Origin of the sequence: Schleiferia thermophila (assembly GCF_003337435.1) — a bacterium.
Classification (GTDB): Bacteria; Bacteroidota; Bacteroidia; order Flavobacteriales; family Schleiferiaceae; genus Schleiferia; species Schleiferia thermophila.
In genome coordinates this window covers 19,527-44,483 of the sequence record NZ_QPJS01000005.1, presented here as the reverse complement: position 1 = coordinate 44,483, position 24,957 = coordinate 19,527, and the positions used below count along the sequence as shown (strand labels likewise).

Below are 24,957 nucleotides of genomic sequence, written 5' to 3'. Positions count from 1 at the left end.
TACAAGCCATATTTTACACCCTTTAAAAACCATGGAAGAAAAATTTAAATCACTTCGAAAGCTGATTGAGACAAAAACCAATTTTGCAATAACTACCCACATCAATCCCGATGGAGATGCAATAGGCAGCAGTCTGGCATTGTATCATTTCCTGAAAAATATAGGCAAGCAGGTAATTGTGGCAGGTCCAAACGATGCCCCTGAAAATCTACGTTTTTTACCTGAATTTGAAGTATACCAGCCGTTTACTGAATATTCGGACAACCTCACCAGGGCCCTGAAAAATGCAGATGTGGTGTTTGCTTTGGATTTCAACACCCTGAGCCGCACCGGTGAGGCAATGAAGGCAGTACTTGCAGACGTGACAGCTTCAAAAGTCTTAATCGATCACCATTTGCAACCGGATCAGGAATTTAATCTCGCTTTTTCTGATAGTACCTCATGCAGTACCTGTGAATTGCTTTTTGATGTTTTGGATGGAGCCTTCAGCCATATCAACTGGCTTACAAAAGACATTGCAGAATGCCTTTATACAGGCATTGTTACCGATAGCGGATCGTTTAGATTTGATACAGTCAAACCGGAAACACATCGAAAAGTGGCACGCCTCCTCGATACGGGATTCAATCATACCGCTGTGCATGAATATCTCTATGATTCCAATTCCCTTGAGAGGTTTAAATTGATGACCATCATGCTCTCCAATCTCAGGGTGATTTTGGACGGTGTAGTGTCGGTTTCCTACATCACCGAATGTGACTTGCAGGCGACAGGTTGCCGCAGAGAAGATGTTGAAGGTTTTTCCAATATGGGATTATCACTCAAGGGAGTTGTAATTTCAGCATTTATGCGGGAGGAGGATGGAAAAATCAGGATTTCTTTCAGGTCCAAAGGCGACCATGATGTAAATCTGTATGCCAGAAAATACTTCAATGGAGGTGGCCATAAGAATGCTGCAGGAGGAACTTTTTACGGCTCTGTCGCTGAAGCATTGCAACTTTTTGAACAAACAGTGCATGAAGCAGTATTGACCAGATGATAAGGAACGAGGTCCTGGAGTCCATTGCCGTCAGGGTAAAAGTCCCCAAATCGCAGCTGAGTTTTGAGCCGGTACATGGCGGATGTATTGGCCAATCCTACAAATTGATAACTAGAGACGGAGGTTCTTATTTTTTAAAAACAACTTCTGAAAAGGCTCCGGGAGATTTTTTCGCCAAAGAGGCTGAAGGGTTGAGACTTCTGCAAGACAGCGGATTGAGAAATGTTCCAACCATAATCGCTGTGGATCGAGATTTCCTAATTCTCAGTTGGGTTAATCAGGGAGTTAAAACGCAAACATCCTTGTATAGAGCCGGTGAATCGTTGGCCATACTTCACAGCAAAAAATATAACTTTTATGGATTGGAACATCCCAATTACATCGGCTCAGAGCCACAAGTCAATGGAATCTTCAAGACCTGGCACGAGTGCTATTTTCACAGTAAACTTTGGCCTATGGCTTTACGAGCTAATTCAAAGGGTCATTTATCATCCTCCGTGCTTTCGATGCTTGAAAGATTGGAACAGAAACTTCCGGCTCTTTTACCGGAAGAACATCCGTCGCTTCTGCATGGCGATTTATGGGGAGGCAATTTGATGGTATCCGAAGAGGGTGAACCTTATTTTATCGACCCTGCAGTGTATTATGGTCATAGAGAAGTAGATTTGGCCATGACAATGCTTTTCGGAGGCTTTGGCCAATCCTTTTACGAAGCCTATCAGTCGTCGAACCCTCTTTTATCTGATTTTAAGGAAAGAGTCTCTCTATATCAGCTCTATCCCCTGCTGGTCCATGCAGCTATTTTTGGTTTAAGCTATCCGGCCGAATGCGTCAAGTGCATACGTCAATATTTATAACCACTTAATATGAGCAAAAAGAAATCATTATTCGCGCTTACAACCTTCATTAATCTGACCATTTTAGGGTATGTGTTATTGGCTTGTGATGCCGACCACACATTAAGAAATACACAGGAACTCTCAAAAAAAACAGAAACCCCATTAGTGACTTATGAAATTTTACCGTACGAAATTTCTGATGAACAAACGGTAACCTTAATTAAAACCGATGTGAAAAATATCTTCGAAGACTCAGCTTTCATTCTAGTAGTAAAGGCCAATAAGGGAAATATGGTGTATTTGGACAGTCTGAGTTTTGCCGTCAAAAAAGGAGATTCTGCTACAGCCAGCATTGTTTTTACTCAGTTGGAATATGACAACAACAACCCGCCAAAAGTGGAATTTATTTATAAATGATGTATACCATATTAGTCAAAACGGTATCAGGTTTTGAGCAGCTTCTCGAGCAAGACATCCTTGCGTACGGTGGCGTGGTTATATCTGTACAAAAAAGAAGTATAATCTGTCAGGGAGATGCAGATTTGGTAGTAAAATTAAACGTATGCAGCGGGGTTGCAGTATATGTGTATATTCTCCTTTATCATTTTGAAGCGCATCACAAGAGAGAGTACACAACTCGCATAAGGGATTTCAAATGGGAAAATTACCTTCTTACCACTCAAACATTTTCCATAAAAAGTGATGTATTTGGAAGCAATTACTTTGACAATTCTCTTTATGCTTCTCTACTGTTAAAAGATGCAATTGCTGATCGGCAGAGAGATATATCTGGTAAGAGATCCAATGTAGACAGAGAATACCCGGATGCAGAATTTTATCAATACGTACATCAATCAAAAGTAGCTGTATACATAAATACTTCCGGTGCTCCTCTGTACAGAAGAGGCTATAAGGTGATGGGAGCAAAAGCACCTATCAATGAGGTATTGGCACATGGAATTTTAAGATTAGCCGGATATTCCGGCGAGCAAAGATTTATCAATCCAATGTGTGGCAGTGGGACATTGATTTCTGAGGCAATTTTGCTTCAAAGGAAAGAATGCGCCAATCGGTATCGTACTTCGTATGCTTTCAGAAAATTTGATTGGGATAACTTTGAAGAAATCTTTCTCAAAATAACGATGAATTTTAAGGATGTCTTCCGCGAAAAGGTTGCCCAATTTATCGGAATCGATAGTGATGCGGACGCCCTTAAAGCCACTGAAGTAACCCTGCAAAAAATACAAAAAAACGAACAGGTACAATTGATACACTGGGATTTTTTGCGCTGGGATAAGGTTGTGGAAGATGCTTTTGTGATTCTTAATGTTCCCTATAACCATAGATTGAAAATTAATTATGAGCCATTTTTTAAAGACCTTGGTAAACGGCTCAAAAAGTCATTCCCAGGAGGTGAATGCTGGGTTTTATCAGCTGGTAGAGAGCATACCAAGTACATGGATTTGAAATCTTCCCATTCCATAGCTTTATACAACGGGAAAATTCCGGTACTTTTACAACAGTTCAAAATTTACTGACGTCATGAAACGAATTGGAGTCTTTACTTCAGGAGGAGATGCACCCGGTATGAATGCCTGTATCAGGGCTGCAGTTCGTACCGCTTTATCCCGAGGTCTCGAAGTTTTCGGAATTTACAGAGGTTACCAGGGAATGATTGAGGGCGATATTGTACCGATGAATTCGGGTGATGTTTCCAACATCATTCAGAGAGGCGGCACCATTCTTAAAACTGCCCGGAGCGATGATTTCCGCACTGAGCAGGGAAGAAGAAAGGCAGCTGAAAATTTGAGGAAGTACGGCATCGAGGGATTGGTGTGTATAGGTGGCGATGGTTCTTTCAAAGGTGCTTCAATTCTATACGAAGAGCACGGAATTAAGACCATAGGAGCCCCGGGAACCATTGACAACGACTTGTACGGAACTGATTCGACCATCGGATACGATACTGCCGTCAATACGGTAGTTCAGGCAGTGGACAAGCTTCGTGATACTGCAGCTTCGCATAACAGGTTATTTATTGTAGAAGTAATGGGTAGAGATGCCGGATTTATCGCTCTGAGGTCTGGGATCGCTTGTGGTGCTGAAGCCATTCTGGTGCCTGAAACTCCTACTTACATCGATGCCTTAATTCAAAAACTGAGAGATGGCTGGAACAGGCAGAAACACTCCTCCATAGTAATTGTAGCCGAAGGCGATGAAAGCGGAGGAGCATACGAAGTGGCCAAGGCAGTAAAACAGAATTTCGACCGATACGATGTGAGAGTTACCGTGCTTGGACACATTCAGCGCGGTGGCAGTCCATCGGCTTATGACCGGGTCCTCGCAAGTGAGATGGGATATGCTGCAGTTGAAGGTTTGCTCGATGGTAAATTCAATGCTATGGTAGGAAGACAGGGAAGGGAGATTGTCTTTGTGCCCTTTGAAAAAGCAATAAAACACAACAAGGAATTAAACAAACATCTATTGCAGATTGCTGCAACACTTTCCATTTAAGTTATTTTCTGGAATAACTAAAAAATAAAAGTAGACATTGTCTGAATTGCTGTCAAAAGAGCTGTATGGTCAGCCCTGCAGAAATTCCAACGTGATTAAATGGAAGATTAAAGGGCGATGCTTTTGTTGGCTGGTTAGCCACCAGTTCGTCATTGGTTGTAAATGTCAGGTTGCGTTCATACACCGTTTCTTTCTGGTAAATGGCCAATTGATTTAGCTCACCAACGCCATTGACCTCCAGTTTCACCAATGAAGAACTTTTTGGTGTGAAATGAGCTCCTAAGGCTCTTACTTCGGTGAAGAAAAACAAATTGTCGCTCAAAACCCATTCAAGGCCGATAGCCCCACTGAAGCCAAAGGTCAACCTACCGACATGATTGGTATGGGATTCTATTACATCAAAAAAATTATTGTTGGAAGGCAATACCACCGTATTTTTTTCCTGCAGTACACCGATAAGTATCGGAAAACCTACTCTTAGGTATGGCCTGGTAATATATTCCATCGGGAGCATAAAAGTGATTTCCGGAGTGAAGAGCAAGGCATTGGATTTCAATGTCCTTGGCGATTCAAAAGAGAAATCAATGGTGTCAATCCTCGTAGAGTAGATGTCCTTTACTGTGGATGAACTGCTGTACTGATATCCAATATCCAATCCAAACCGGAAAATATCATTAACCTGATAGCCAAATCCCAAATGAGCGTAAAGTCCGGAACCCGGTGAGAAATATTGAGTTTGGATGCTGGCAGTTGAATCAGTGAGTGTACGGTTTTCCCATTGATTGAAAGGTAAGGAATATGGCATGCTAAAGGTGTAAGAGTTTCCAGCTCTCAGAAAAAATCCCTGCTGGTAATAATTCTGGGCGTTCAGAGTGCAGAGCAATACCATAGTGAAGGCGGAAATGCCAGACAGTTTTCTCATAAACTCAATTTTATAGCAAATAAAAAGAAGAAAAAGTAACTTCTAATTGAAAACGCGGATGCTATTTCCAAAAAATTGTACGCGGTATTGTTTTAAAGGCAATGATTGATTCCCGGCTTCTGGAGTGCCATCAAAGAGAATATATCCTGCACTGTCGCATCCACACCTACTGATAATATTGTCGTCGCTGACGTGGACCAATCCGCATGGCTCATTTATATGTGACGGGCAGGTCCTGTCAAAAGCTCGGAAATCGTCGGCATTACCATTGAAGAAAGCACGATAAATCAAAAGACCTCTGAACCCGCCGGGATGGTAAATCCACCCGCCCGGTGCTTGCAGTGGTAGACTCGAAGGAAGATTTAAAAAAATAACCTCATCGACTGGTACATTGGGAACCTGATGCTGACGCTGCTCTCGACATCCAATCATCACGACAGATAATACATTTATTGAGAAAAAAAGCAGCATCTTGCGCAGTCTATTTAAACGCCGGTAGCCCATAAAAAAGTTTCAAATACAACCTTTGTTTGTAGGTCAAAGATAACAATTATAAAATCAAAATGTTACACTAAAAATTTCACTTAAAAAAAATGAAAGAGCATTTTTGGCTCTTAATTTAAAATGTTTTTAATTTAACCCGTCCAAATTTACCCAAATTTAAACTTTAAAAATGGCGAATAGATTACTCATTTTTTTCTGTGTAGTGTTTGCTTTAAATGTTTATGCACAGGAACGTCCGGGTCGTTTGCTGGGGAGAGTATTTGAAAAAACCAATCCAAGAGAGCCAGTACCGTTTGCCAATGTAGTGGTCAAGGACAAAGCCGGGGCCATAGTAAAGGGAACAGCTGCAGATGATAATGGCAATTACAACATATCTCCGCTAAATCCTGGAACCTATTATGTTGAAGTGACGGCTGTTGGGTATGCTAAAGCTACAATTGCCGGTATTTTGATCAAACCTAATGAAGCTACCACACTCAATATTCCACTTCAGGAAGCCACTGAGATGCTAACCGAAGTCACCATTACGTGGGAGAAACCATTGGTTGACAACAAAACTGTAGTGACCTCCGAAGAAATCGTCAACATGGCCATCCGCGATGTGGCAGCCGTGGCAGCTACTGCAGCCGGAGCCTTTCAGGCAGTTGAGGGAGGTGGTATCAGTATTCGTGGAGGTCGTGAAGACGCCACGACTTATTTTATAGATGGTGTTAAGGTCAGAGGAAGCCTTTCGCTTCCGCAAGGTGCCATTGCTCAGCAACAGGTTTATACCGGCGGAGTCCCGGCGCAATTTGGTGATGCCATCGGGGGGGTTATATCCACAACCACCAAAGGACCCTCTCCGGTATATTATGGAGAAGCAGAAATATTATCCTCCTCACTTTTTGACCCTTATCACTACAACCTGTTCGGCTTTACGGCCGGAGGCCCATTGATCAAAAAGAAGGGTAAACCTATCGTAGGATTTCTGTTTTCATCCGAATATGAATACCAGGCTGACCCTCGCCCCTTTTATACAAAGCAGTATCGCGTCAGAGAGGATGTATTAAGAGATCTGCAAAAAACACCAGTGAGACCTGCTAATCTTGGGCAAGGTGTGCTCTACAATTCCGAATTTATCACAATGGATGATTTGGAAGAGATTCCGGCACGCCTGAATGCAGCTAGAAATGATTTCAGAATGCAAACAAATTTTAATATTAAACTTAATGACAATACAGGAATATTGATGGGAGTTCGTCTTTCATCGCGATGGGGAAAAGATCCGAGTTTTCTCAATTCTCTCTTTAATTATGAGTTTTACGGAGAATCCAGAAATACTGACTGGGCCGTGTTTGGACGCTTTCAGCAAACCCTTGGCAGCAATCAAGGATCTTCTAAGCTAAAGAATGCCTTCTATCAAATACAAGTGGATTACCAAAGAAATGAAAGGAGAAGTTTTGACCCTCGCTTTGGCGACAACATTTTTGCTTACGGTCACATTGGGTATTTCGATAGATTCCAAGATTTCTTTTACACATACGGCACAGACACGGCGACCGGGCTGACAGGTTGGCTGGCTATTGTTCCTTTTGACACGGCAATTACTTTTAGACCAGGTCCATATAATCCGATAAGAGCGCGCTATACTGAAATTTTTTACGAGACTGTTCGTCAAAATCCCTTCCTAGGCAATACACGCACCTACGATGCTCTTCGTCAAGGTCGTGCATTGTGGAACGGGGATAATCCTCAAACCGTTTACAATGGCCTGTGGGGTAACGTCGGTGCCCAGATCGCTGGCTACAGCAAAGGAAGATTTTCGCAATTCAGAGTTACAGGGTCCTTTTCATTTGAATATGAACGTCATCAAATTATCACCGGCTTTGAATTTGAACAGAGGGTAGACCGGGCTTTTAGTGTAGGAGCCAATGGATTGTGGACTCTCATGCAACAGCTTCAAAACGATCACATCAGGGAATTGGATTTTGGAAATCCCATGCCGGTTCGCGATGAAAATGGCGTTTTTTTAGATACCATTTTTTATCCGAGAAAGTTTGATGCCGGAAAGCAAAATGCATTTGACGAAAGATTTCGTAGAAGATTAGGACTAGATCCGAATGGTCTTGACTTTTTGAATGTCTTTAGTCACGACCCCTCTATTTTTTCATTGGATTTGTTTGCTGCAGATGAACTTATTAACCTAAGTGGTTCGAGACTGGTGAATTATTATGGATTTGATCATACAGGTCGAATATCCGACCGCCGAGTCTCCATCAATGACTTTTTTACAAGAAGGGGAGCCGACGGAAGACTTCTTAGACCTATAGGAGCCTTCGAACCTATATATGTAGCCGGTTACATTCAAGACCAATTTGAATTTTACGATTTGAGATTCAACGTAGGAGTTCGTGTTGACTATTTCGATCTGAACCAGCCGGTACTAAAAGATCCTTACAACCTTTATCCTGGAGTGTCTGTAGGCGAAGTCAGAAATGGCATATTCCCCAACATCAGAGGTACCATTCCCTCCAATATCGGCGACAACTTTGCCGTATATGTAGACAACTACAATTATTTCATTGGTGGAAATGAATTCTCTAATGTAGTAGGTTTTCGAAATGGCAATGACTGGTACGATGTACAAGGCCGTAGAATTGACAACCCCAAACTGATTGCCGACCTCGGGGGAGGAAACGTGAGACCAGTCCTATACGACAGACCAGAAAATCAAAGACTCGGGCCAAATTCTTTCACTGATTACCGTCCGCAGGTCGTTGTGATGCCCCGGATTAGCTTCAACTTCCCGATTTCCGATGTAGCTTTGTTTTATGCGCACTACGATGTGTTGGCTCAGCGTCCTGATGTAGGGCTATCGAGGTTCAACCCTATTGAATATCTCGAACTGGAATTTGGTAAAAATCTATTAGATCCTATCAACAATCCAAACTTAAGGCCACAGAGAACCACTGACTATGAAATAGGTTTTCAACAGGTGCTTTCTGCAAGGTCGGTACTAAAAATTGCATCTTTCTACCGCGAGATGCGCGATATGATGCAGACAATAGCTCTGACCCAAGCGTATCCAAATACCTATATTACCTATGGAAACAGAGACTTTGGAACTGTGAAAGGATTTACATTTGAATACGACCTGAGAAGAACCGGTAATGTGTCGCTTACGGCCAATTATACTTTGCAGTTTGCAGATGGAACAGGTTCTGGCCCTAACTCAGGAGCCAACCTTGCAAGATCAGGTCAACCCAACATCAGATACATTCTTCCTCTTAGCTTTGATACCAGACACAGGATTGTAACCAGACTCGATTATCGCTACGGAAAAGGAGTCAATTACAATGGGCCAGTATGGTTTAACAAAAAAGTTTTTGAAAATGCCGGGGTAAACATTCTGGTCACTGCAAACTCAGGGACCCCTTATTCCAGAAGATTGTTTGCCTACCCTATCAATGCATCAGAAACACAATCCCCATTGATCGGCCAGGTAAATGGTTCAAGACTTCCCTGGCAGTTGAGAGTCGATCTTCGTGTAAATAAAATATTTGATGTTAAATTGAATAAAGACAGCAAAAAATCACAACAACTGGATGTTTATCTTCAGGTGCTCAATGCCTTGAACACAAGAAATGTTGTAGCGGTTTATCCCTACACCGGATTGCCCGATGACGATGGTTACCTGACCTCTCCTCAGGCAATAAACGCGATTAATTCACAGGTAAGTGCCCAATCTTACATTGACCTGTATAATGTAAGACTATTAAGTCCATTTAATTTTGGGTTGCCCAGACGTATTCGCCTAGGTATTATGTTTAATTTTTAATCGAGTTAAAATGAAGTATATGCGGTTTTTGTGGATCATTACTTTTCTGGCCAATGCAGTGTACTTGGGAGCCCGAGAAATTCCGGGTCTCGGAAGTCCTAAAAAAAGAACTGGTCGAACACTTTCTGAATTGTGTGCTCCGGCCACAGCACAGGCTGATTTAAATCTCAACAACGTCAGAGCTACCGTATTAGCCGCTGGCGATATGTGGTGGAACCTCAATCAGCCAAGGTACGAAGTGCCCAAAGGGTCTAACAGGCATTCCATGTTTGCCGGGGCCTTATGGCTGGGAGGCCTTGACGAAGGAAACCAATTGAAAATGGCGGCCATGACCTATCGTCAAAGAGGTAATGACTTTTGGCCTGGCCCTTTGTCAAACGACGGCCTGGCAAGCGTCAATGCCGAAGTGTGTCGGACATATGACAGATTCTGGATCATTTTCCGCTCACAGGTCGAAAAACACAGAGGATGGCTCAGATGTCAGGAAGACCCGGATTGCGATGTATCAGTCCGTTATCCTAACTACGAGAACGAAGTGCCGACCATCATCCGCGATTGGCCAGGTAATGGCATTAATGGTGAGCTGGATTTTCGATTGGCTCCATTTATGGATTTAGATGGCAACGATTTGTACGATTACAGATTTGATTACCCGGCATACGATTTAGACCGATCATTCGACTGCCGCATAAAAGAAGTGGATTTGCTCTACGGGGACATGACCATTTGGTGGGTATACAACGACAGAGGAAATATACACACAGAAACGCAGGCCGGTGCTTTAGGTTTTGAAATCAGAGCACAGGCTTTTGCTTTTTCCACCAATGATGAAATCAACAACATGACTTTTTACAACTATCGCATTCTCAATAAATCCACCTTCAGACTTACCAATACATTTTTCGGGACCTGGTTTGATGCAGACCTGGGCAATCCTTATGATGATATCATTGGATGCGATATAGCAAGAGGACTCGGATATGTATATAATGCTGAACCCGTCGATGCCGGTCCACTGGGGTATGGACCCTTTCCACCTGCTATAGGTCTTGACTTTTTCCAGGGACCTTTTGCTGATTACTTTGATGGAATCGACAACGACAGAGATGGATGTGTTGATGGTGTCAGAGACGATTTCGGAGTTTGCCAGCCCGAAGATCCTTCAATTGGAAGAAATGAAAGAATTATCATGAGTGGGTTTATGTATTACAACAATACAGGAAGCCCAGGGGTAAATCCCAATACGACTGACCCGCGAAATGCAGCTGAATTTTATCAATACCTGCAGTGCATCTGGAGAAACGGAAACCCATTAGTCATAGAAAATCCAAGTGGCAAAGGCAACACCAATAATGGTGATGGTTTTACTGTCGATGGAAGTGGAGAGAGGACTTTCTTTGCTTATCCCGGATTGTCTTACGATACCACAGGAGCCTATAAGCCAGATGCTCCACTGCCCAATGGTGGCTGGTGGGAGTCACCCGCAAATAAGGCTGACAAAAGGGGTCTTCACTGCGCGGGTCCCTTCTCTCTGGCACCAGGAGCTCTCAACTTTATTACTACAGGGGCTGTATGGGCCAGAAACTTTTTCTCAGACGATCTGTTCGCCTCCATGGAACTTGTAATCATTGCTGACGATAAGGCTCAAAAACTTTTCGATAATTGCTTCCAATTGCTTGATGGTCCAGATGGTCCTAAATTGGAAATCGTGGAACTGGATAGAGAATTAATTCTTAACTTGATGTATGATGAGACCTCCAATAACTTCAATCTCAGATATCGTCAGAGAGATCCATTAATTCCAGATCCTCCTGGTGCTACTCCCCAACAAATTCAAGAAGCCCGCGATACAGGGTATTATGATTACAAATTTGAAGGATTTCAAATATTCCAACTCAGAGATGCCAATGTAAGTGTGGCCGACTTATACAATCCTTCTCTCTCACGACTCGTTGCTCAGTGCGATATTAAAAATCAACATGCGCAACTCATCAATTACACCCGAGATGCAAGCATGAATGCACTTGTGCCTCAAGATATGACCATTCAAGCAAATAACGATGGGATACAAATGTCGTTTAGGATAATTGAGGATGCATTCGCTACAGGTACAAACAGAAGGTTAATAAATCATAAGGATTATTATTTTATTGCTATAGCGTATGCAGTAAACCAATTTGCTCCTTTCGATCCAGCCAGACCCGAATTAACGCAACAAACTCCTTTCTTGCCTGGTCGGAAAACCTCCGGTGCGGAAGGTATCGTCGTCTTTAAAGGAATACCTCGTATCACAAAACCTGAACAAAATGGGTTGGTTCTCGGTGCCAACTATGGCGATTCACCTGAGATCATTCGATATGAAGGACTTGGCAATATGGGTAATTTTATTGAACTAAGACCAGATATTGAGGAAAAAATAGTTAGAGAAGGAAGAGCAGACGAATTGGCCTACCTACCAGGTTTTGGTCCTGTAAATATTAAAGTTGTTGATCCAAAGAGAGTACCAGCAGGTGACTTTACCCTCCGATTGCTGGGTATGGGTGACACAGCTAAATGGGTGATCAGTGGAGGAACTCTAGTCAATCCGATTTTTAGTGACACAACTTTGAGCTTCCCAAATGAACAAATAATTCCTGAGTTGGGGTTATCCGTTACCGTTTCAAATTTTAACAATCCAGGAAGAGATTGGCAATGCACGTACAGAAATGGCGTAGTTGGCTCAAGTATTGAATTTAGCGTTCCTACTCAGGCATGGCTGTCCGGTGTAAGCGACAACACCTCCTTTACCCCGAGAAACTGGATTGCCGTAGGAACAAATACAGTAGCTACATCTCCCCCGGCAAACCTGTATCCTGATGCCACGTTTGTATTGCCAAACAGCAATGTGACGGAGCCCATGGATCCGTGCAGGTATTTTGCAACATTTGTGGATGGTACATGGGGTCCTTACGTTTTCGCCAGAACCAACACGCTGGCTTTACCCAACAATCTCGGAATGGGACCTGCCAGAGCACAGACACCGAGGAGGGATATTTCATTACTTCGTTCCATAAACGTCGTCATTACCAATGACCGTTCAAAATGGACACGCGTACCGGTGTTTGAGCTTTGTGAAGAGCCGCCACTTGCGATTGGAAATGCAGCCAAATTTGAATTGAGAAAAAGTACGTCCCTAAGTCTCGTTAATGGCCAATTGGTGGAAGATCCCTCCATACCACAAGGCTGGTCATTCTTCCCTGGATATGCAATCGATGTAGAAACCGGAAGAAGACTATGCATGGCCTTTGGCGAAAACTCTTTCAGAGTAGGACAAAGGGGTAACGATATGAAATGGAATCCCACTTCGGAAGTACAGGACAAACTCGGAAATTTTGTCTTCGGAGGTCAGCACTATGTCTATGTGTTTGCTGCCGACGGGCTTAACGGACAAGGACAACCTATTGACTTAACTTACAGAGGCGATGCCCCAGAGGATTTTCCTCTCTTCAATGAAATTAACAACCTCAGCCAACCGATCGCCAGAGCAGCCGTTTTCAGAAATATCGATTGGGCCAATATTCCGCTAACAGCTCCGGGATATAATGTGGATCCCAACGTCAGTATGCCGGCGGAAGTAAAAATCAAGCTGAGAGTCTCGCGGACGTTTGACAGATATGAAACATCTTTTAGCTCCAACCCTGATGGCAACGGAGGATTTCCGATGTACAAATTCAGCACAAAGAACATAGCAGCTAAAAACAACGATCTGCAAACCGCAAAAAATGCTTTGGATCTGATCGGAGTTGTTCCTAATCCCTACTTTGCGTATTCTCTGTATGAAACATCGCAGCTCGACAACAGAGTCAAAATCATCAATCTGCCTATCCGTTGCAACGTGAATATATTTACCACCAACGGTGAACTTGTGCGAACCATTACAAAAGATAATTCCGATACTTGGGTAGAATGGGATTTACGAAATAATTATGGCATACCCATCGCCAGTGGTATGTACATAATTCATGTAGATGCTCCAGGAATAGGACATAAGGTCATTAAATGGTTCGGTGCCATGAGACCAGTGGACTTAAACGCATTCTAAAACAATAATTTAACTAAAAAAGTGAAGAAAATCAGCATATTAACAATAGTGAGCCTGGTGTCAGGCTCACTGTTTGCCGGAAACCCCCAACGGGTGGGTTCAGCTGGTGCAAGTGAATTGCTCAACAATTCATGGGCGAGAAATTCTGGCTGGGGCAATGTGAATACTGCAGGAGTACGTGGTGTTGAGTCTGTTTTTCTGAACATTGCAGGCATAGCTAATGTCGAAAATCTTGAGCTTGCCTTCAGCAATACCCAGTGGCTTTCAGGAAGTGATATCACAATCAATTCTATTGGATTAGTTAAAACTGTAGGAGGTAGTGGAGCGTTAGCCATCTCTTTAAGTAATTTTTCCTATGGTGACCTGATCGTCAGAACTGAGGCACAGCCAGATGGAGGAATATCTACAATATCACCATATGCAGCAATTATTACGGGTGGTTATGCTCAAAAATTCACCGAAAGTATTTTTGGAGGGGTTAATTTAAAATTCTATAACCAAGGTCTTCCAAACTTATCCGTTTCAGCCTTGTTGGTGGATGCCGGTGTACAATACCATACCGGTAAAGACAATCGCTTAAAGTTTGGAATTACACTCAGAAATATTGGCCCCTCTGCTGCATTTGGCGGAGACGGACTGTCCATACAGGCGACGGTTCCGGGAGGAGGGTATTCTCAGACATTTAGCAGCCGATCAGCTAAATTTGAATTTCCCTCAAACCTTGTAATCGGTGGTAGCTACGACTTTTACCTGGGTTCGGATCAAATGCTTACCGCTGCCATCAACTTCCAGTCAAATTCTCTACAAAAAGATGAATATGGACTCGGTCTTGAGTATAGTTTCAGGCAAACTTTTATGGCACGGGTCGGTTACACAATCTTTGACAATAGAATTGACCGCCAACAAACCAATGTGCATACCGGCCTTGCAGCAGGTGTTTCATTTATGTTACCAATGTCAAAAGACGCCGGTGGCAACAATCTTGCACTGGACTATTCCTTCAGAGCTACCCGTACTCCATTCTTAGGCACACACTCACTGGGAATACGTCTAACGCTCTGACGATTTCTCATTATATTTGTCGCCCGAATGAGGCCTCTGCTTGAGGTCTCATTCTTTTATTGTTTAACTTCATTATCAATTATTAAGACGTATGACCAAAGTATCATATCTGACAGCTGAAGGTTTGAAAAAATTAAAAGAAGAGCTTGAATATCTTAAAAATGTTGAAAGGCCTAAAATCTCTCAGCAAATAGCTGAAGCACGTGATAAAGGAGACCTCTCCGAAAACGCAGAGTACGATGCGGCAAAAGAAGCACAAGGATTACTGGAACTGAAAATAGCCAAATTAGAGGACCTTATTGCCAATGCCAAGATTATGGACAAAAGCGATGTGGATGTTTCCAAAGTAATGGTGATGAGCACTGTTAAGCTAAAAAATTTGAAAACTAAACAAGTGGTTTCGTACACCTTGGTCTCTGAATCTGAAGCTGATCTGAAAAAGGGAAAAATATCAATCAACTCGCCCATCGGACAAGGTCTTGTCGGTAAAAAAGTGGGTGAGAAAGTAGCTATCAAGGTGCCTGCGGGTATCCTCGAGTTTGAAATTCTTGAAATTTCTGTAGAATAAAAACTAAACACTTATGGCCTCTATTTTCACAAAAATTGTCAAAGGAGAGGTTCCGGCCTACATCGTGGCAGAAACCGAAAATTGCATTGCTTTTCTGGATATTTTCCCCTTAGTCGAGGGTCATACTTTAGTAATTCCAAAAATTGAGGTAGACGATTTATTCGACCTTCCTGACGAAATTTATTCCGAACTGTGGACCCTGGCCAAAAAAGTAGCTTTTGCAATCAAATCAGCTTATCCCTGTATAAAAGTAGGGGTAGCAGTTGTAGGATTAGAAGTTCCGCATGCACATATACACCTCATGCCAATCAATCAGATAGATGATTTAAATTTTTCAAAGCCAAAGCTTAAACTTTCTCCTGAAGTTTTCGAAAATTCAAGGTTGAAAATAAGTGCATTTATGTCGTAGTTATTTTACCAGAAATTTTACAGTCCTCAGATCGCCTTTGCTGCTTTTCAAAAACAAAAGATATACTCCAGGTGCTATAGTATGGGTGTTTATCGAATGAATTCCGTGATAAATTTTATCGGATAATACCAAGCGACCTTCAATACTTAGTATTTGAATTGTAGCCGGCCCTCCCTCATATTTAATAAACAACCAATCTCCCGATAAAACCGGATTGGGATAAACAACACACCTGTAAGCATTGCCTTCCGCAATATTTCCAAAGATAATGCTTAAGACCTGAGACATACTTCTACAGCTGAGGGAGTCAGATATTTCTACAGAGTACTCTCCTGCTTGCATTCCTGTAAGACTTAATGTGTCATTATTGCTGTTTGGGATGGCTTGACCAAAATAATACCACTCATATCCCTGAGCCTTTGCGGTAGTATAAAGCAATGAATAGGCCTGGTCATAGTGAATATCGGGTATCGGCGGATTTGAACCGTTTTTGACTTGTACTAACACAGAATCTGTCTGTCCGATACTGTCGGTTGCAATTACCCAATATTGACCACCACATAGATTAGTGAAACTATTGCCCGTGATTGACAGCGTGATCGGTGGAATTCCTCCTGTAGCCGATGCCTGAATACTTCCATTACAACCATTCAAACATCTTTCGTCAAGTACAGTGTCGATTTTGACAGAAACCGGCGGTGGAGGAGGTGGAGTGTATTGCATAACTTGTAAAGAAGCAATCTGTATATGATCGCCGGATGTGGTTGAGTTTCCATTGGCTCTGTTAATGGCGACATAAAATGTCACAGGCCCAACACCAGGTGTGGGCGCTGTCCATTGGACTGTCCAGCTCTTGCTGTTTGATGAGCCAAAAATGCCTGATGAAGTGTGGGAAACATAATTGCCGCCTGCAGTGAGCTGAGTTTCTGTTGCGTTAAGAATGGACCAGGTCCCTGCCTTTGCTCCTGTCGAAGTTTCTGCAGTCAACATAAATCCGAAAACATTAAAAGTAGGATGCTGGGCGGTCACAGTCACAGTATAGCTTTGTCCGGGCACATAACCTGCCTGTGGTATGTTGGTAGTAATGGCCCCTTGTGTCGAAGTTACCGGTGATCCTGCATGGCAGGATACACAGCTCATTCCATTATCACCAGGTGAACCGGTATATCCTGTACTAAAAAATCCACCGCTGTAACTGGCCAATTTGCCATATATTATTGCAATTAATCCAATACCTAATCCAATGCTGTACTTCCTCCTCATTTGTGAAACTATTGGTCAAAAATAATGATACAATTGCAAAAGAAACAATTTTGTTCATTATCCATTTTTTCAAATTTCTGCCTTCAGATTGGTTTAATTGTATCTTTTCAAACCTTAGCTTTACAATATGAATTTTTTGGGGCATTTATTTCTTTCCATTGACAACACTGAGTTTAGAATAGGCAATCTCATGGCAGACGGCCTTCCGGCATCTCAGCTATCTGGCTATCCGCCAATGATGCAGCTTGGATATCGCTATCATCATTGGATTGATGAATATACAGATGGTCACCATGGTTTTAAGAGAAGTAAGGCTTTGCTGTCTCCACATCAGGGGCACTATGCCGCCGTCGTTGTTGATCTGGCGTATGACCACTTTCTGGCGCTGAATTGGGATGTGTATTCTGAGATTGCTCTCGACGAGTATGTGCGAGGTTTTTACAATGAATATCTTGAATACAAAGGCGAACTCCCTGCTCAGTTTCGGACTGTGATGACCTATATGATTCGTTACAACTGGCTTCAATCGTACAGCACTATTGAAGGCTTGCAAAAGGCATTTGACGGTATGAGTCGCCGAACCAAATACTCTAATCGACTCAGCGAAGCGGCTGCCGTCATATATGAATACAAAGAAGAGTTGGAAAAACATTTCAAAGACCTGCTCCTGGATATTGTTCCGGATTCCAGAAAGTGGATTAAGAAACATCTGGGCTAACCGTTAAAATAGTTCAACAATGCAGGCAATGGAGAATTTTTCATCTTAATTTAACTCTCTATCAGACTTATACATTCTCTCGGAGTCTCAAATTTTTTAGAATTGCGTACCTTTGGTTGAATTTCATACATATAGGAATCAAAGGGATTGAATCCTTATCTGACTAAGTGTATTTTTGACACCTCTTTTAATCTCACATCCGATGATTTATCTGGCAGAAAGCGGATCAACAAAATGCGATGCAGTGCTTATCAACGAAGATGGAACTGTATTCGAAGAAATCAAGCACATGGGGTTTAACCCCTTTTTTCACAGCAGCGAATTAGTGTTCAATGAGTTGTCAAAAATTGAGACAATTCGCATGTATGCTGATAAAATTTCAAAAGTATTCTTTTATGGTGCAGGGTGCGAATCACCATATTACAACGAAATCATAGCTGCCGGTCTAAGAAAGGTGTTTTCAAATGCTACGGTTCATGTAGATCACGACTTGAAAGCGGCTGCTTATGCAACCTACAATGGCAATCCTGAAATTGCATGCATAATAGGCACCGGGTCAAACAGCTGTTATTTCGACGGAAACGAATTGTTTCAGGAAGTACCTGCCCTGGCTTATATCCTTGGCGATGAAGGCAGTGCCAGTTGGTTGGGCAAAAAATTGATTGCCATGTATTTCTATAAGCAACTACCCAAAGAGGTGTCTGAGGATTTCCGCAATACCTATAAAATGGAAAAGGCTGATATTTTCAGACGAGTTTACAACGAACCCTACGCCAATGTTTTTCTCGCCAGTTTCAGCCTTTTTGTGTATAAACACATAAATTTACCTATCTTTCAACAAATTGTAAAAGAAGGTTTTGAGCTGTTTTTAAAAACTCACGTTCTCAGCTATAAAAACGCTCGTGAAGTTGAAATCAACTTTGTAGGCTCCGTAGCATACCATTTCCGAAAATATCTTTTTGAAGTAGCAGATTCCCTTGGTTTAAAAATTACAAATGTGATTCAAAAACCCTTGGAAGGATTGATCAACTATCATATCAAATACATGAAAATTCTCGAAAATTCCGAAGCATGAAAAAAATAGCCGTGATCGCTCACGATAGATTCAAACCAATGCTCTGCAGTTTCCTTGCAGAGCGAAAAGACTGGTTGTGGGGCAAATCACTTGTAGCTACAGGACGTACAGCCGAAGCCCTTGAAAAAGCCTCTCCAGGGCTTGATATACTCCATGTAAATAAGGGTGAAAGTGGCGGTTATCAGGAAATTACCCGAATGATCAAAAGTGGTGAAATTAGCTTTGTCATCTTCTTCAGGGACCCTTCCATCAAACAAGCCAATCACGAAGATATTCAGGCTCTGCTCGATGCCTGCGACAACCATAATGTACCTATAGCTACCAACGCCCTGGCAGCCGAGCTGATCATTATTGGCCTGATTAAAAAGGAAACCGCCCGCAGATGATGAATCAGCAAATCAAAGCATTTATCTTCGATCTCGATGGAGTCATAACCGACACAGCCCGTTATCACTTCAAAGCCTGGAGAAGAATGGCCAATGAACTTGGTTTTGATTTCAGTGAAGAAAAAAATGAAGAACTCAAAGGTGTTGGCCGTCTGGAAAGCCTCAACAAAATCCTGCAGTGGGGAGGAATCACCTTATCTGAAGAAGAAAAAATCAGATTGGCAGAACAAAAAAATCAATGGTATCTGCAGTATATCCAGGAAGTTTCCGCAAACGACCTGTTGCCTGGCGCCAGAGAATTTCTATTGGCTACCCGGGAGGCCGGAATCAAAACAGCCCTCGGCTCAGCCAGTAAAAATGCCATCCCCATCGTCGAAAAGCTCGGGGTTAAACATTTATTCGACGTTTTGATCGATGGTAACAAAGCTACCAAAAGCAAACCCGACCCGGAAGTGTTTCTGCTGGGTGCCAGTGAGCTGAACGTCGACCCTCTCTCATGCATTGTGTTTGAAGATTCTCTGGCAGGAATTCAGGCCGCTAAAGGTGCCGGCATGTACACAGTCGGCATCGGCTACATGTTGCCCAAAGGAATCGCCGACTTTCAGGCCGGCTCACTCGAGTTTCTTACCCCATCTATTGTGATATCAGAAGTATTAAACAAATAATTTGATTACAACATTCCCATGCACAGAAAATACATCATCACCGACGAATGGAAAATCATCGAAAAGGGCTTTGACCCAGCTCTTCATCCTTGCTCCGAAAGCCTTTTTTCAATCGGCAATGGCCGGATGGGACAAAGGGCAAATTTTGAAGAGACTTACTCAGGTCGTTCCATGCAAGGCAGTTATATCGGGGGAGTATATTATCCCGATAAAACCAGAGTGGGATGGTGGAAAAATGGCTATCCGGAGTACTTCGCCAAAGTCATCAATTCTGTCAACTGGATTGGAATTGACATTTCCATCGACGGCCAGCCACTTGACCTTGCCAAAGTGAAAGTTTCCGGCTTCTATCGAGAGCTAAATATGAAAGAAGGCTATCTGCTGAGAAAATTTACCGCACAATTCGACGAATTTAAAACTCTTGAGGTTGAAGCCCTTCGCTTCATCTCCATGAAAAGACATGAAATAGGAGCCATCCGCTATTCCATTACGCCCAGGGGCTTTTCTCCAAAAATTTCCTATACACCTTATCTGGATTTTGATGTGTACAACGAAGATTCCAACTATGGAGAAAAATTCTGGGATGAAGTATTTACCTCTGTAGCCTCCCAGAAAGCCATCAATGTAGCCGCAACCAAGAAAACCAACTTTCACGTAGCAGCTGCCATGCGCTATGAACTCGAAGCCGACAGCAGACACCTTACACTGTATCCCGAAAACATCAAACGCGAAAAATATGTAGCCAATCGCTTTGAAATCAATGCCCAGGCCGGCACTACCTATACCCTTTATAAGTATGCAGCCATTACTTCTTCCCTCAACTATCCCATTGAAAAAATCGCGGAAGAAGCCGATTACAAAGCCTCGGAAGCAATGCGGGCCGGATTTGATGCACTGCTTGAAGAACAAAAAAAAGCATGGGCTGCCATCTGGGAAACATCCGATATCGTCATTGAAGGCGATCCGGAAGCGCAACAAGGCATACGTTTCAATATCTTCCAACTCAATCAGACCTATACCGGCGAAGACGAACGCCTTAACATCGGACCTAAAGGCTTCACCGGTGAAAAGTACGGCGGAGTCACTTATTGGGATACCGAAGCCTATTGCTTCCCCTTTTACCTCAGTACCCGTGACCCGCAGGTCGCCCGTAATCTGCTGCTCTATCGCTACCGTCACTTGCCCAAAGCAATAGAAAATGCCTGCAAACTTGGCTTCACGGATGGAGCAGCCCTCTATCCCATGGTCACCATCAATGGAGAAGAGTGCCACAACGAATGGGAAATTACCTTCGAAGAAATTCACCGCAATGGAGCCATGGTAAAAGCCATACACCGATACGTCGAATACACAGGCGACTTCCGGTATCTGGCTGATTATGGCCTTGAAGTGATGATCGCCATCGCAAGGTTCTGGGCACAGCGCTTTAACTGGAGTGAAGAGAAGCAGCAGTATGTAATGCTCGGTGTAACCGGACCAAATGAATACGAAAACAACATCAACAACAACTTTTACACTTCCTACATCGCCCGATGGTGCCTGGAGTATACCCTCCAAACCATTGAACTGCTAAAAAACCAGTACCCAAAAGAGCTCAGCGATGTCTTTCAAAAAACCAATTTTGATACACAATCAGAGCCCATTCTCTGGAAAAAAATCATTTCAAATATCTATTTCCCCTATTCTGAAAAGTATCAAATCTACCTACAGCAAGAAGGTTACCTGGACAAAATACAACAACTGGCATCCGAAATACCACATACCCAGCGCCCTATCAATCAGCATTGGAGTTGGGACCGAATCCTGCGATCATGCTTTATAAAACAGGCAGACACCTTGCAGGCCTTTTACTTCTTCGAAGACCACTTCACAACCGATGAACACCAACGCCATTTTGACTTTTACGAGCCCCGCACAGTACACGAATCCTCTCTTAGTCCTTGTGTACACGTAGTCCTGGCTGCCAAACTCGGCAAGTTGGACAAGGCTTATGAGCTTTACCTTCGAACCTCTCGACTTGACCTCGACGATTACAATAAGGAAGTTCACGAAGGTTTGCACATTACCTCAATGGCCGGTACCTGGATGAGCGTAGTCGAAGGTTTCGGAGGCATGCGCGTGCGAAACCAACAACTGTACTTCAATCCAGTCTTGCCGCGCCACTGGAAGCGACTTAGTTTTAAAATCATTTTTCACGGCAGAATCCTCGAAATCAACACCTCTCACCAAGGAACCACCATTACACGGCACACAGGTGATCCCCTCCGGCTTGACCTCAAAGGCCAACTGATTGAAGTCTGATCACACGTAAGTAAATCATAGAGTCTTTCGGTTCATCCGGTTTCCGTTCAGGATACCAAATGATTTTTTCAAGAAGTCAAATTTTCGTCCTATGTACCCCATTTTACATCAGTCACCTCGGCTGACGATTTTTTTGATCACAGTGCGTCCATGCCGATCTTGAAATTTTAGTAGATAGATGCTTGCTGGCAGTTTTCCTGGCTTGAGAACAGCCTTATCACTCTCTATCGGGCTTTCGTAGATCACTCTGCCAGACAAGTCGCATATTTCCACTACACCGGTGGAACTCACGGCTATCTTGAATTCCGAACGGAAGGGATTCGGATAGACCTCCACAGCAGGTAAGAGACCACCATCTGAAAGGCCGGAAGTTATCAATTTCAAATCGCTATACCATACACCACGTCCATAGGTGGCCGCATAAAGCTTGCCGTTATTGTAATTTATTTCCAGCTCTCTTACTGCCACATTGGGCAAACCATCGAAAAAAGGCTCCCACTGCGCCATGGTGCTGTCGCGGTAATACACCCCGATTCCCATGCCCAGGTACATGGCATCCAATGGACTATTCTCCTGAAAAATCACCGACCAAGCCTGCAAATTCGGTAGGTTCTCAGAAATATTAGTCCATGTGGCACCACCGTTCAGCGTGCGATATACCTTTTGTCCGGCTGCAAATGAACTATACGTGATCACTACATGATCTGGATGAGTGGGGTGGATGGCAATACTCGAAATATTTTGAAACGGCAATCCTTGATTCACAATACTCCAGGTTCCACCTCCATCGGTAGTTTTTCTCAGCACATTGCCCTTCGAAAAGTATATCACCAGAGGATCAGACTTTGACCAGGCCAAAGCGCCTATGTTTACGTTATCAGACGGCGATATAGTCCCCCAGCTTACACCACGGTCGTACGTTTCCCACACAGCACGCCTACCCACCAGCCAGCGCTCCGGATCAGTAGGATGTAGTACAAACGGCGTAATCCAGCCAGAAGGCTGATTTACTCCATTCATAAATTCAGTAAACGAATTTCCACCGTCCATAGTCAGCAGCAAGCCTCCATTCTGATAGCTAATCACCGCAATATTTGGATTTGAATAGTCAATCACCGTCTCCATTCCATCAGCTCCGAAGGCCTGTTTCCAGGTACCAGCCGGAAATCTCCTCATGCTCCCGTTGTCCTGAGCCCCAAACTGCACTATGTCCGGATGCGTATGCGACGTGCCCAGCCGATAGACCTGTGTAATCTTTAATCCTTCCGACAAATCCGTCCAACTGGCCCCTCCATTGGTAGTGCGATAGACACCCCCGTCGCAGCCCGCATATAGTGCCCCGTTGTAAAATCCCAGATAGTGAATGTCCGCATGCACATACGGCAAACCTTGATTGGTATATACCCAATGCGTATTAATGGCAAATGACTGCCCCCCGTTTACCGATTTCCAGATGTTGATACCACCAGTGTAAACGATATTTGGATTTACCGGATCCACCGCGATGGCCAAATCGTACCAGGCCTGTCCACCCGTACCAGTACCCTGCAGCGAATGATGAAGTATGTTGGGTGTTGTAGCCCTTACTTCAAAAGTATGACCCCCATCAGCCGAACGGCTCACATTCAAAAAGCCATTCTCCGAATTTCCAATCAGCAGATAGACCACACTCGTATCTGACGGAGAAATCGCCACCTCCATTCTCGACACAGCGCTTGCCGGAGGCACAGTATCCGTCACCTGAATCCAAGTAGCCCCAAAATCGTGACTTCTGATCAGTGTTTTAAAGGCAGCAAATACCGTATTCGGGTTTTTTGGATTATACACAAGACTTCGCGCCTGCAGGCTGCTCACCAGCGCCCATGTCAAGCCCCCGTCCGTCGTGCGAAAGATACCTTGCGATGTACTCGCCAAAAGCGTAGCTGTATCCACTGGATGCATGACCAATCTGAATATTCTCACCATTTGCGACTGCACGTAACTAAGACCCGTTGGCTGCCAGGTCTGGCCATAGTCCGTCGATTTAAGCACCCCTATCGAGTAGGTATCCGACCCGAAATTATCGCCCGTAGCCAAATACAATACATTGGTATCCAGTGGATTCACTACCACCATACCACAACCTATTGAAGCCAGCTGGTCGGTAAGCACCGTATAGGTGACCCCTCCGTCGTAGCTGCGCCAAAGTCCACCTGAAGGCGTACACACATACATCGTTCCGCTGTATAGCGTATCAAGGTAGATGTAATTTACCCGACCAAGGCCCGGACTGTATCCGTTGTTCAGCACGGACCAGGCCACAGGACCCAATGGTTCCCAATTGCCCGCAAAGCTTTCAGGTCTATTCCTTTGCCGGCTGATGTAAGCAGTCCATTCATCCGCTACATCCACCACCGGCAGCAGACTGTCCTCCCCTATAGCCTGCAGCTGATGGTATTCCCACCGTTTGTACCAATTGTATCCAATCCCTCTCTCCCGGGTGACTTTCTGCGAAAAAAACTCCTCAGCATGTGCCCTAATCTTCCGAAAATCTCGCTCCCCATTCAAAATCATATCATACCAGACCTGCCCATCGACCGAGCCGCAGACCATTAATGCAAAAACCAAACACAGCAATCTCATCGCCACATTTTTCTTAAAACCCTTCAAATATATTTATTGCACCATTTTCTTCATTTTAAATTTTTTGGGCGTGCCCCCGTGCGCCGGCCTCCTGCCGTCGGCCTTACCGCGCGGGGTCGGGCTGCTCCGGGGTACGCTTCGCTCCCGTGCTGCGCACCGCCCTGCGGGCGCC

The 24,957-nt window shown here is 43.7% G+C and carries 19 protein-coding genes; 15 read left to right on the top strand and 4 right to left on the bottom strand.

Annotated features, from left to right (window positions below; all coding sequences use genetic code 11):
- Nucleotides 1-31: 31 nt before the first annotated feature.
- The 5 genes from DES35_RS09880 to pfkA are packed head-to-tail and all read left to right on the top strand — an operon-like array spanning nt 32 to nt 4,392.
- Nucleotides 32-1,039 (top strand): DHH family phosphoesterase, encoded by a 1,008-nt coding sequence (locus tag DES35_RS09880; RefSeq protein ID WP_037359928.1) that lies wholly within the window; start codon nt 32-34, stop codon nt 1,037-1,039.
- Nucleotides 1,036-1,896: a fructosamine kinase family protein gene (locus DES35_RS09875; RefSeq protein WP_037359930.1), complete on the top strand. Its 861-nt coding sequence runs from the start codon at nt 1,036-1,038 to the stop codon at nt 1,894-1,896. The genes DES35_RS09880 and DES35_RS09875 overlap by 4 nt, the downstream gene beginning before the upstream one ends.
- 9 nt (nt 1,897-1,905) lie before the next feature.
- Entirely contained in the window at nt 1,906-2,295 is a 390-nt protein-coding gene (locus DES35_RS09870) for a hypothetical protein (RefSeq protein WP_037359932.1), read from the top strand.
- Nucleotides 2,295-3,416, top strand: a complete 1,122-nt coding sequence (locus DES35_RS09865; RefSeq protein WP_037359934.1) for a THUMP domain-containing class I SAM-dependent RNA methyltransferase — start codon at nt 2,295-2,297, stop codon at nt 3,414-3,416. Before DES35_RS09870 ends, DES35_RS09865 begins: the two co-directional genes overlap by 1 nt.
- A gap of 4 nt (nt 3,417-3,420) precedes the next feature.
- Entirely contained in the window at nt 3,421-4,392 is a 972-nt protein-coding gene (gene pfkA, locus DES35_RS09860; RefSeq protein ID WP_037359937.1) for a 6-phosphofructokinase, read from the top strand.
- A gap of 52 nt (nt 4,393-4,444) precedes the next feature.
- Here pfkA and DES35_RS09855 read toward each other — a convergent pair whose 3' ends face one another.
- Together DES35_RS09855 and DES35_RS09850 are read right to left on the bottom strand one after the other, a co-directional pair.
- The gene (locus DES35_RS09855) at nt 4,445-5,314 is read right to left on the bottom strand and encodes an outer membrane beta-barrel protein (protein ID WP_037359939.1); all 870 of its coding nucleotides are present in this window, start codon (nt 5,312-5,314) and stop codon (nt 4,445-4,447) included.
- Nucleotides 5,315-5,356: 42 nt separating this feature from the next.
- A complete protein-coding gene (locus DES35_RS09850; RefSeq protein ID WP_037359941.1) occupies nt 5,357-5,785 on the bottom strand; it encodes a hypothetical protein in 429 nt (142 codons plus the stop codon).
- Between the two features lie 202 nt (nt 5,786-5,987).
- Here DES35_RS09850 and DES35_RS09845 point away from each other — a divergent pair, with 202 nt between their 5' ends.
- The 5 genes from DES35_RS09845 to DES35_RS09825 all read left to right on the top strand — a co-directional run bounded on the left by DES35_RS09845 (nt 5,988) and on the right by DES35_RS09825 (nt 15,755).
- Nucleotides 5,988-9,635 (top strand): TonB-dependent receptor, encoded by a 3,648-nt coding sequence (locus DES35_RS09845; RefSeq protein WP_114366479.1) that lies wholly within the window; start codon nt 5,988-5,990, stop codon nt 9,633-9,635.
- Between the two features lie 19 nt (nt 9,636-9,654).
- Nucleotides 9,655-13,716, top strand: a complete 4,062-nt coding sequence (locus DES35_RS09840) for a T9SS type A sorting domain-containing protein (RefSeq protein WP_114366478.1) — start codon at nt 9,655-9,657, stop codon at nt 13,714-13,716.
- A 21-nt stretch (nt 13,717-13,737) separates the two neighbouring features.
- Nucleotides 13,738-14,778, top strand: coding sequence for a PorV/PorQ family protein (locus DES35_RS09835; RefSeq protein WP_125039459.1), 1,041 nt, complete (start codon nt 13,738-13,740; stop codon nt 14,776-14,778).
- A 91-nt stretch (nt 14,779-14,869) separates the two neighbouring features.
- Nucleotides 14,870-15,346, top strand: coding sequence for a transcription elongation factor GreA (greA, locus tag DES35_RS09830; RefSeq protein WP_114366476.1), 477 nt, complete (start codon nt 14,870-14,872; stop codon nt 15,344-15,346).
- A gap of 13 nt (nt 15,347-15,359) precedes the next feature.
- Entirely contained in the window at nt 15,360-15,755 is a 396-nt protein-coding gene (locus DES35_RS09825) for an HIT family protein (protein ID WP_037359948.1), read from the top strand.
- Here the strand turns inward: DES35_RS09825 and DES35_RS09820 are convergent, their stop codons facing one another.
- Nucleotides 15,756-17,018, bottom strand: a complete 1,263-nt coding sequence (locus DES35_RS09820; RefSeq protein WP_037359950.1) for a choice-of-anchor V domain-containing protein — start codon at nt 17,016-17,018, stop codon at nt 15,756-15,758. It abuts the gene before it with no gap.
- A gap of 127 nt (nt 17,019-17,145) precedes the next feature.
- Here DES35_RS09820 and DES35_RS09815 point away from each other — a divergent pair, with 127 nt between their 5' ends.
- From DES35_RS09815 to DES35_RS09795, 5 genes are all read left to right on the top strand, one after another.
- A complete protein-coding gene (locus tag DES35_RS09815) occupies nt 17,146-17,736 on the top strand; it encodes an acyl carrier protein phosphodiesterase (RefSeq protein WP_037359952.1) in 591 nt (196 codons plus the stop codon).
- Between the two features lie 202 nt (nt 17,737-17,938).
- Nucleotides 17,939-18,811, top strand: coding sequence for a hypothetical protein (locus DES35_RS09810; RefSeq protein WP_037359954.1), 873 nt, complete (start codon nt 17,939-17,941; stop codon nt 18,809-18,811).
- Complete coding sequence (locus tag DES35_RS09805) at nt 18,808-19,197, top strand: methylglyoxal synthase (RefSeq protein ID WP_114366475.1); 390 nt, start codon at nt 18,808-18,810, stop codon at nt 19,195-19,197. The genes DES35_RS09810 and DES35_RS09805 overlap by 4 nt, the downstream gene beginning before the upstream one ends.
- Nucleotides 19,194-19,862 carry a beta-phosphoglucomutase gene (gene pgmB / locus DES35_RS09800; RefSeq protein WP_200876150.1) on the top strand — a complete coding sequence of 223 codons (669 nt, stop codon included), beginning with the start codon at nt 19,194-19,196 and terminating at the stop codon, nt 19,860-19,862. The genes DES35_RS09805 and pgmB overlap by 4 nt, the downstream gene beginning before the upstream one ends.
- An 18-nt stretch (nt 19,863-19,880) precedes the next feature.
- Nucleotides 19,881-22,163 (top strand): family 65 glycosyl hydrolase domain-containing protein, encoded by a 2,283-nt coding sequence (locus DES35_RS09795; protein WP_114366474.1) that lies wholly within the window; start codon nt 19,881-19,883, stop codon nt 22,161-22,163.
- Between the two features lie 108 nt (nt 22,164-22,271).
- On the opposite strand, the gene DES35_RS09790 is transcribed toward DES35_RS09795, so the two are convergent.
- A complete protein-coding gene (locus DES35_RS09790; RefSeq protein WP_114366473.1) occupies nt 22,272-24,785 on the bottom strand; it encodes a T9SS type A sorting domain-containing protein in 2,514 nt (837 codons plus the stop codon).
- Nucleotides 24,786-24,957: the final 172 nt, after the last annotated feature.

Excerpts from the sequence above, each read along its gene's own strand:
- DES35_RS09815 (WP_037359952.1), top strand. The coding sequence starts at position 17,146 with ATGAATTTTTTGGGGCATTTATTTCTTTCCATTGACAACACTGAGTTT.
- pgmB (WP_200876150.1), top strand. The coding sequence starts at position 19,194 with ATGATGAATCAGCAAATCAAAGCATTTATCTTCGATCTCGATGGAGTC.
- DES35_RS09790 (WP_114366473.1), bottom strand. The coding sequence starts at position 24,785 with ATGAGATTGCTGTGTTTGGTTTTTGCATTAATGGTCTGCGGCTCGGTC.
- DES35_RS09855 (WP_037359939.1), bottom strand. The coding sequence starts at position 5,314 with ATGAGAAAACTGTCTGGCATTTCCGCCTTCACTATGGTATTGCTCTGC.
- DES35_RS09880 (WP_037359928.1), top strand. The coding sequence starts at position 32 with ATGGAAGAAAAATTTAAATCACTTCGAAAGCTGATTGAGACAAAAACC.
- pfkA (WP_037359937.1), top strand. The coding sequence starts at position 3,421 with ATGAAACGAATTGGAGTCTTTACTTCAGGAGGAGATGCACCCGGTATG.
- DES35_RS09795 (WP_114366474.1), top strand. The coding sequence starts at position 19,881 with ATGCACAGAAAATACATCATCACCGACGAATGGAAAATCATCGAAAAG.
- DES35_RS09850 (WP_037359941.1), bottom strand. The coding sequence starts at position 5,785 with ATGCTGCTTTTTTTCTCAATAAATGTATTATCTGTCGTGATGATTGGA.
- DES35_RS09825 (WP_037359948.1), top strand. The coding sequence starts at position 15,360 with ATGGCCTCTATTTTCACAAAAATTGTCAAAGGAGAGGTTCCGGCCTAC.
- DES35_RS09845 (WP_114366479.1), top strand. The coding sequence starts at position 5,988 with ATGGCGAATAGATTACTCATTTTTTTCTGTGTAGTGTTTGCTTTAAAT.
- DES35_RS09810 (WP_037359954.1), top strand. The coding sequence starts at position 17,939 with ATGATTTATCTGGCAGAAAGCGGATCAACAAAATGCGATGCAGTGCTT.
- DES35_RS09840 (WP_114366478.1), top strand. The coding sequence starts at position 9,655 with ATGCGGTTTTTGTGGATCATTACTTTTCTGGCCAATGCAGTGTACTTG.
- DES35_RS09875 (WP_037359930.1), top strand. The coding sequence starts at position 1,036 with ATGATAAGGAACGAGGTCCTGGAGTCCATTGCCGTCAGGGTAAAAGTC.
- DES35_RS09870 (WP_037359932.1), top strand. The coding sequence starts at position 1,906 with ATGAGCAAAAAGAAATCATTATTCGCGCTTACAACCTTCATTAATCTG.
- DES35_RS09865 (WP_037359934.1), top strand. The coding sequence starts at position 2,295 with ATGTATACCATATTAGTCAAAACGGTATCAGGTTTTGAGCAGCTTCTC.
- DES35_RS09805 (WP_114366475.1), top strand. The coding sequence starts at position 18,808 with ATGAAAAAAATAGCCGTGATCGCTCACGATAGATTCAAACCAATGCTC.
- greA (WP_114366476.1), top strand. The coding sequence starts at position 14,870 with ATGACCAAAGTATCATATCTGACAGCTGAAGGTTTGAAAAAATTAAAA.
- DES35_RS09820 (WP_037359950.1), bottom strand. The coding sequence starts at position 17,018 with ATGAGGAGGAAGTACAGCATTGGATTAGGTATTGGATTAATTGCAATA.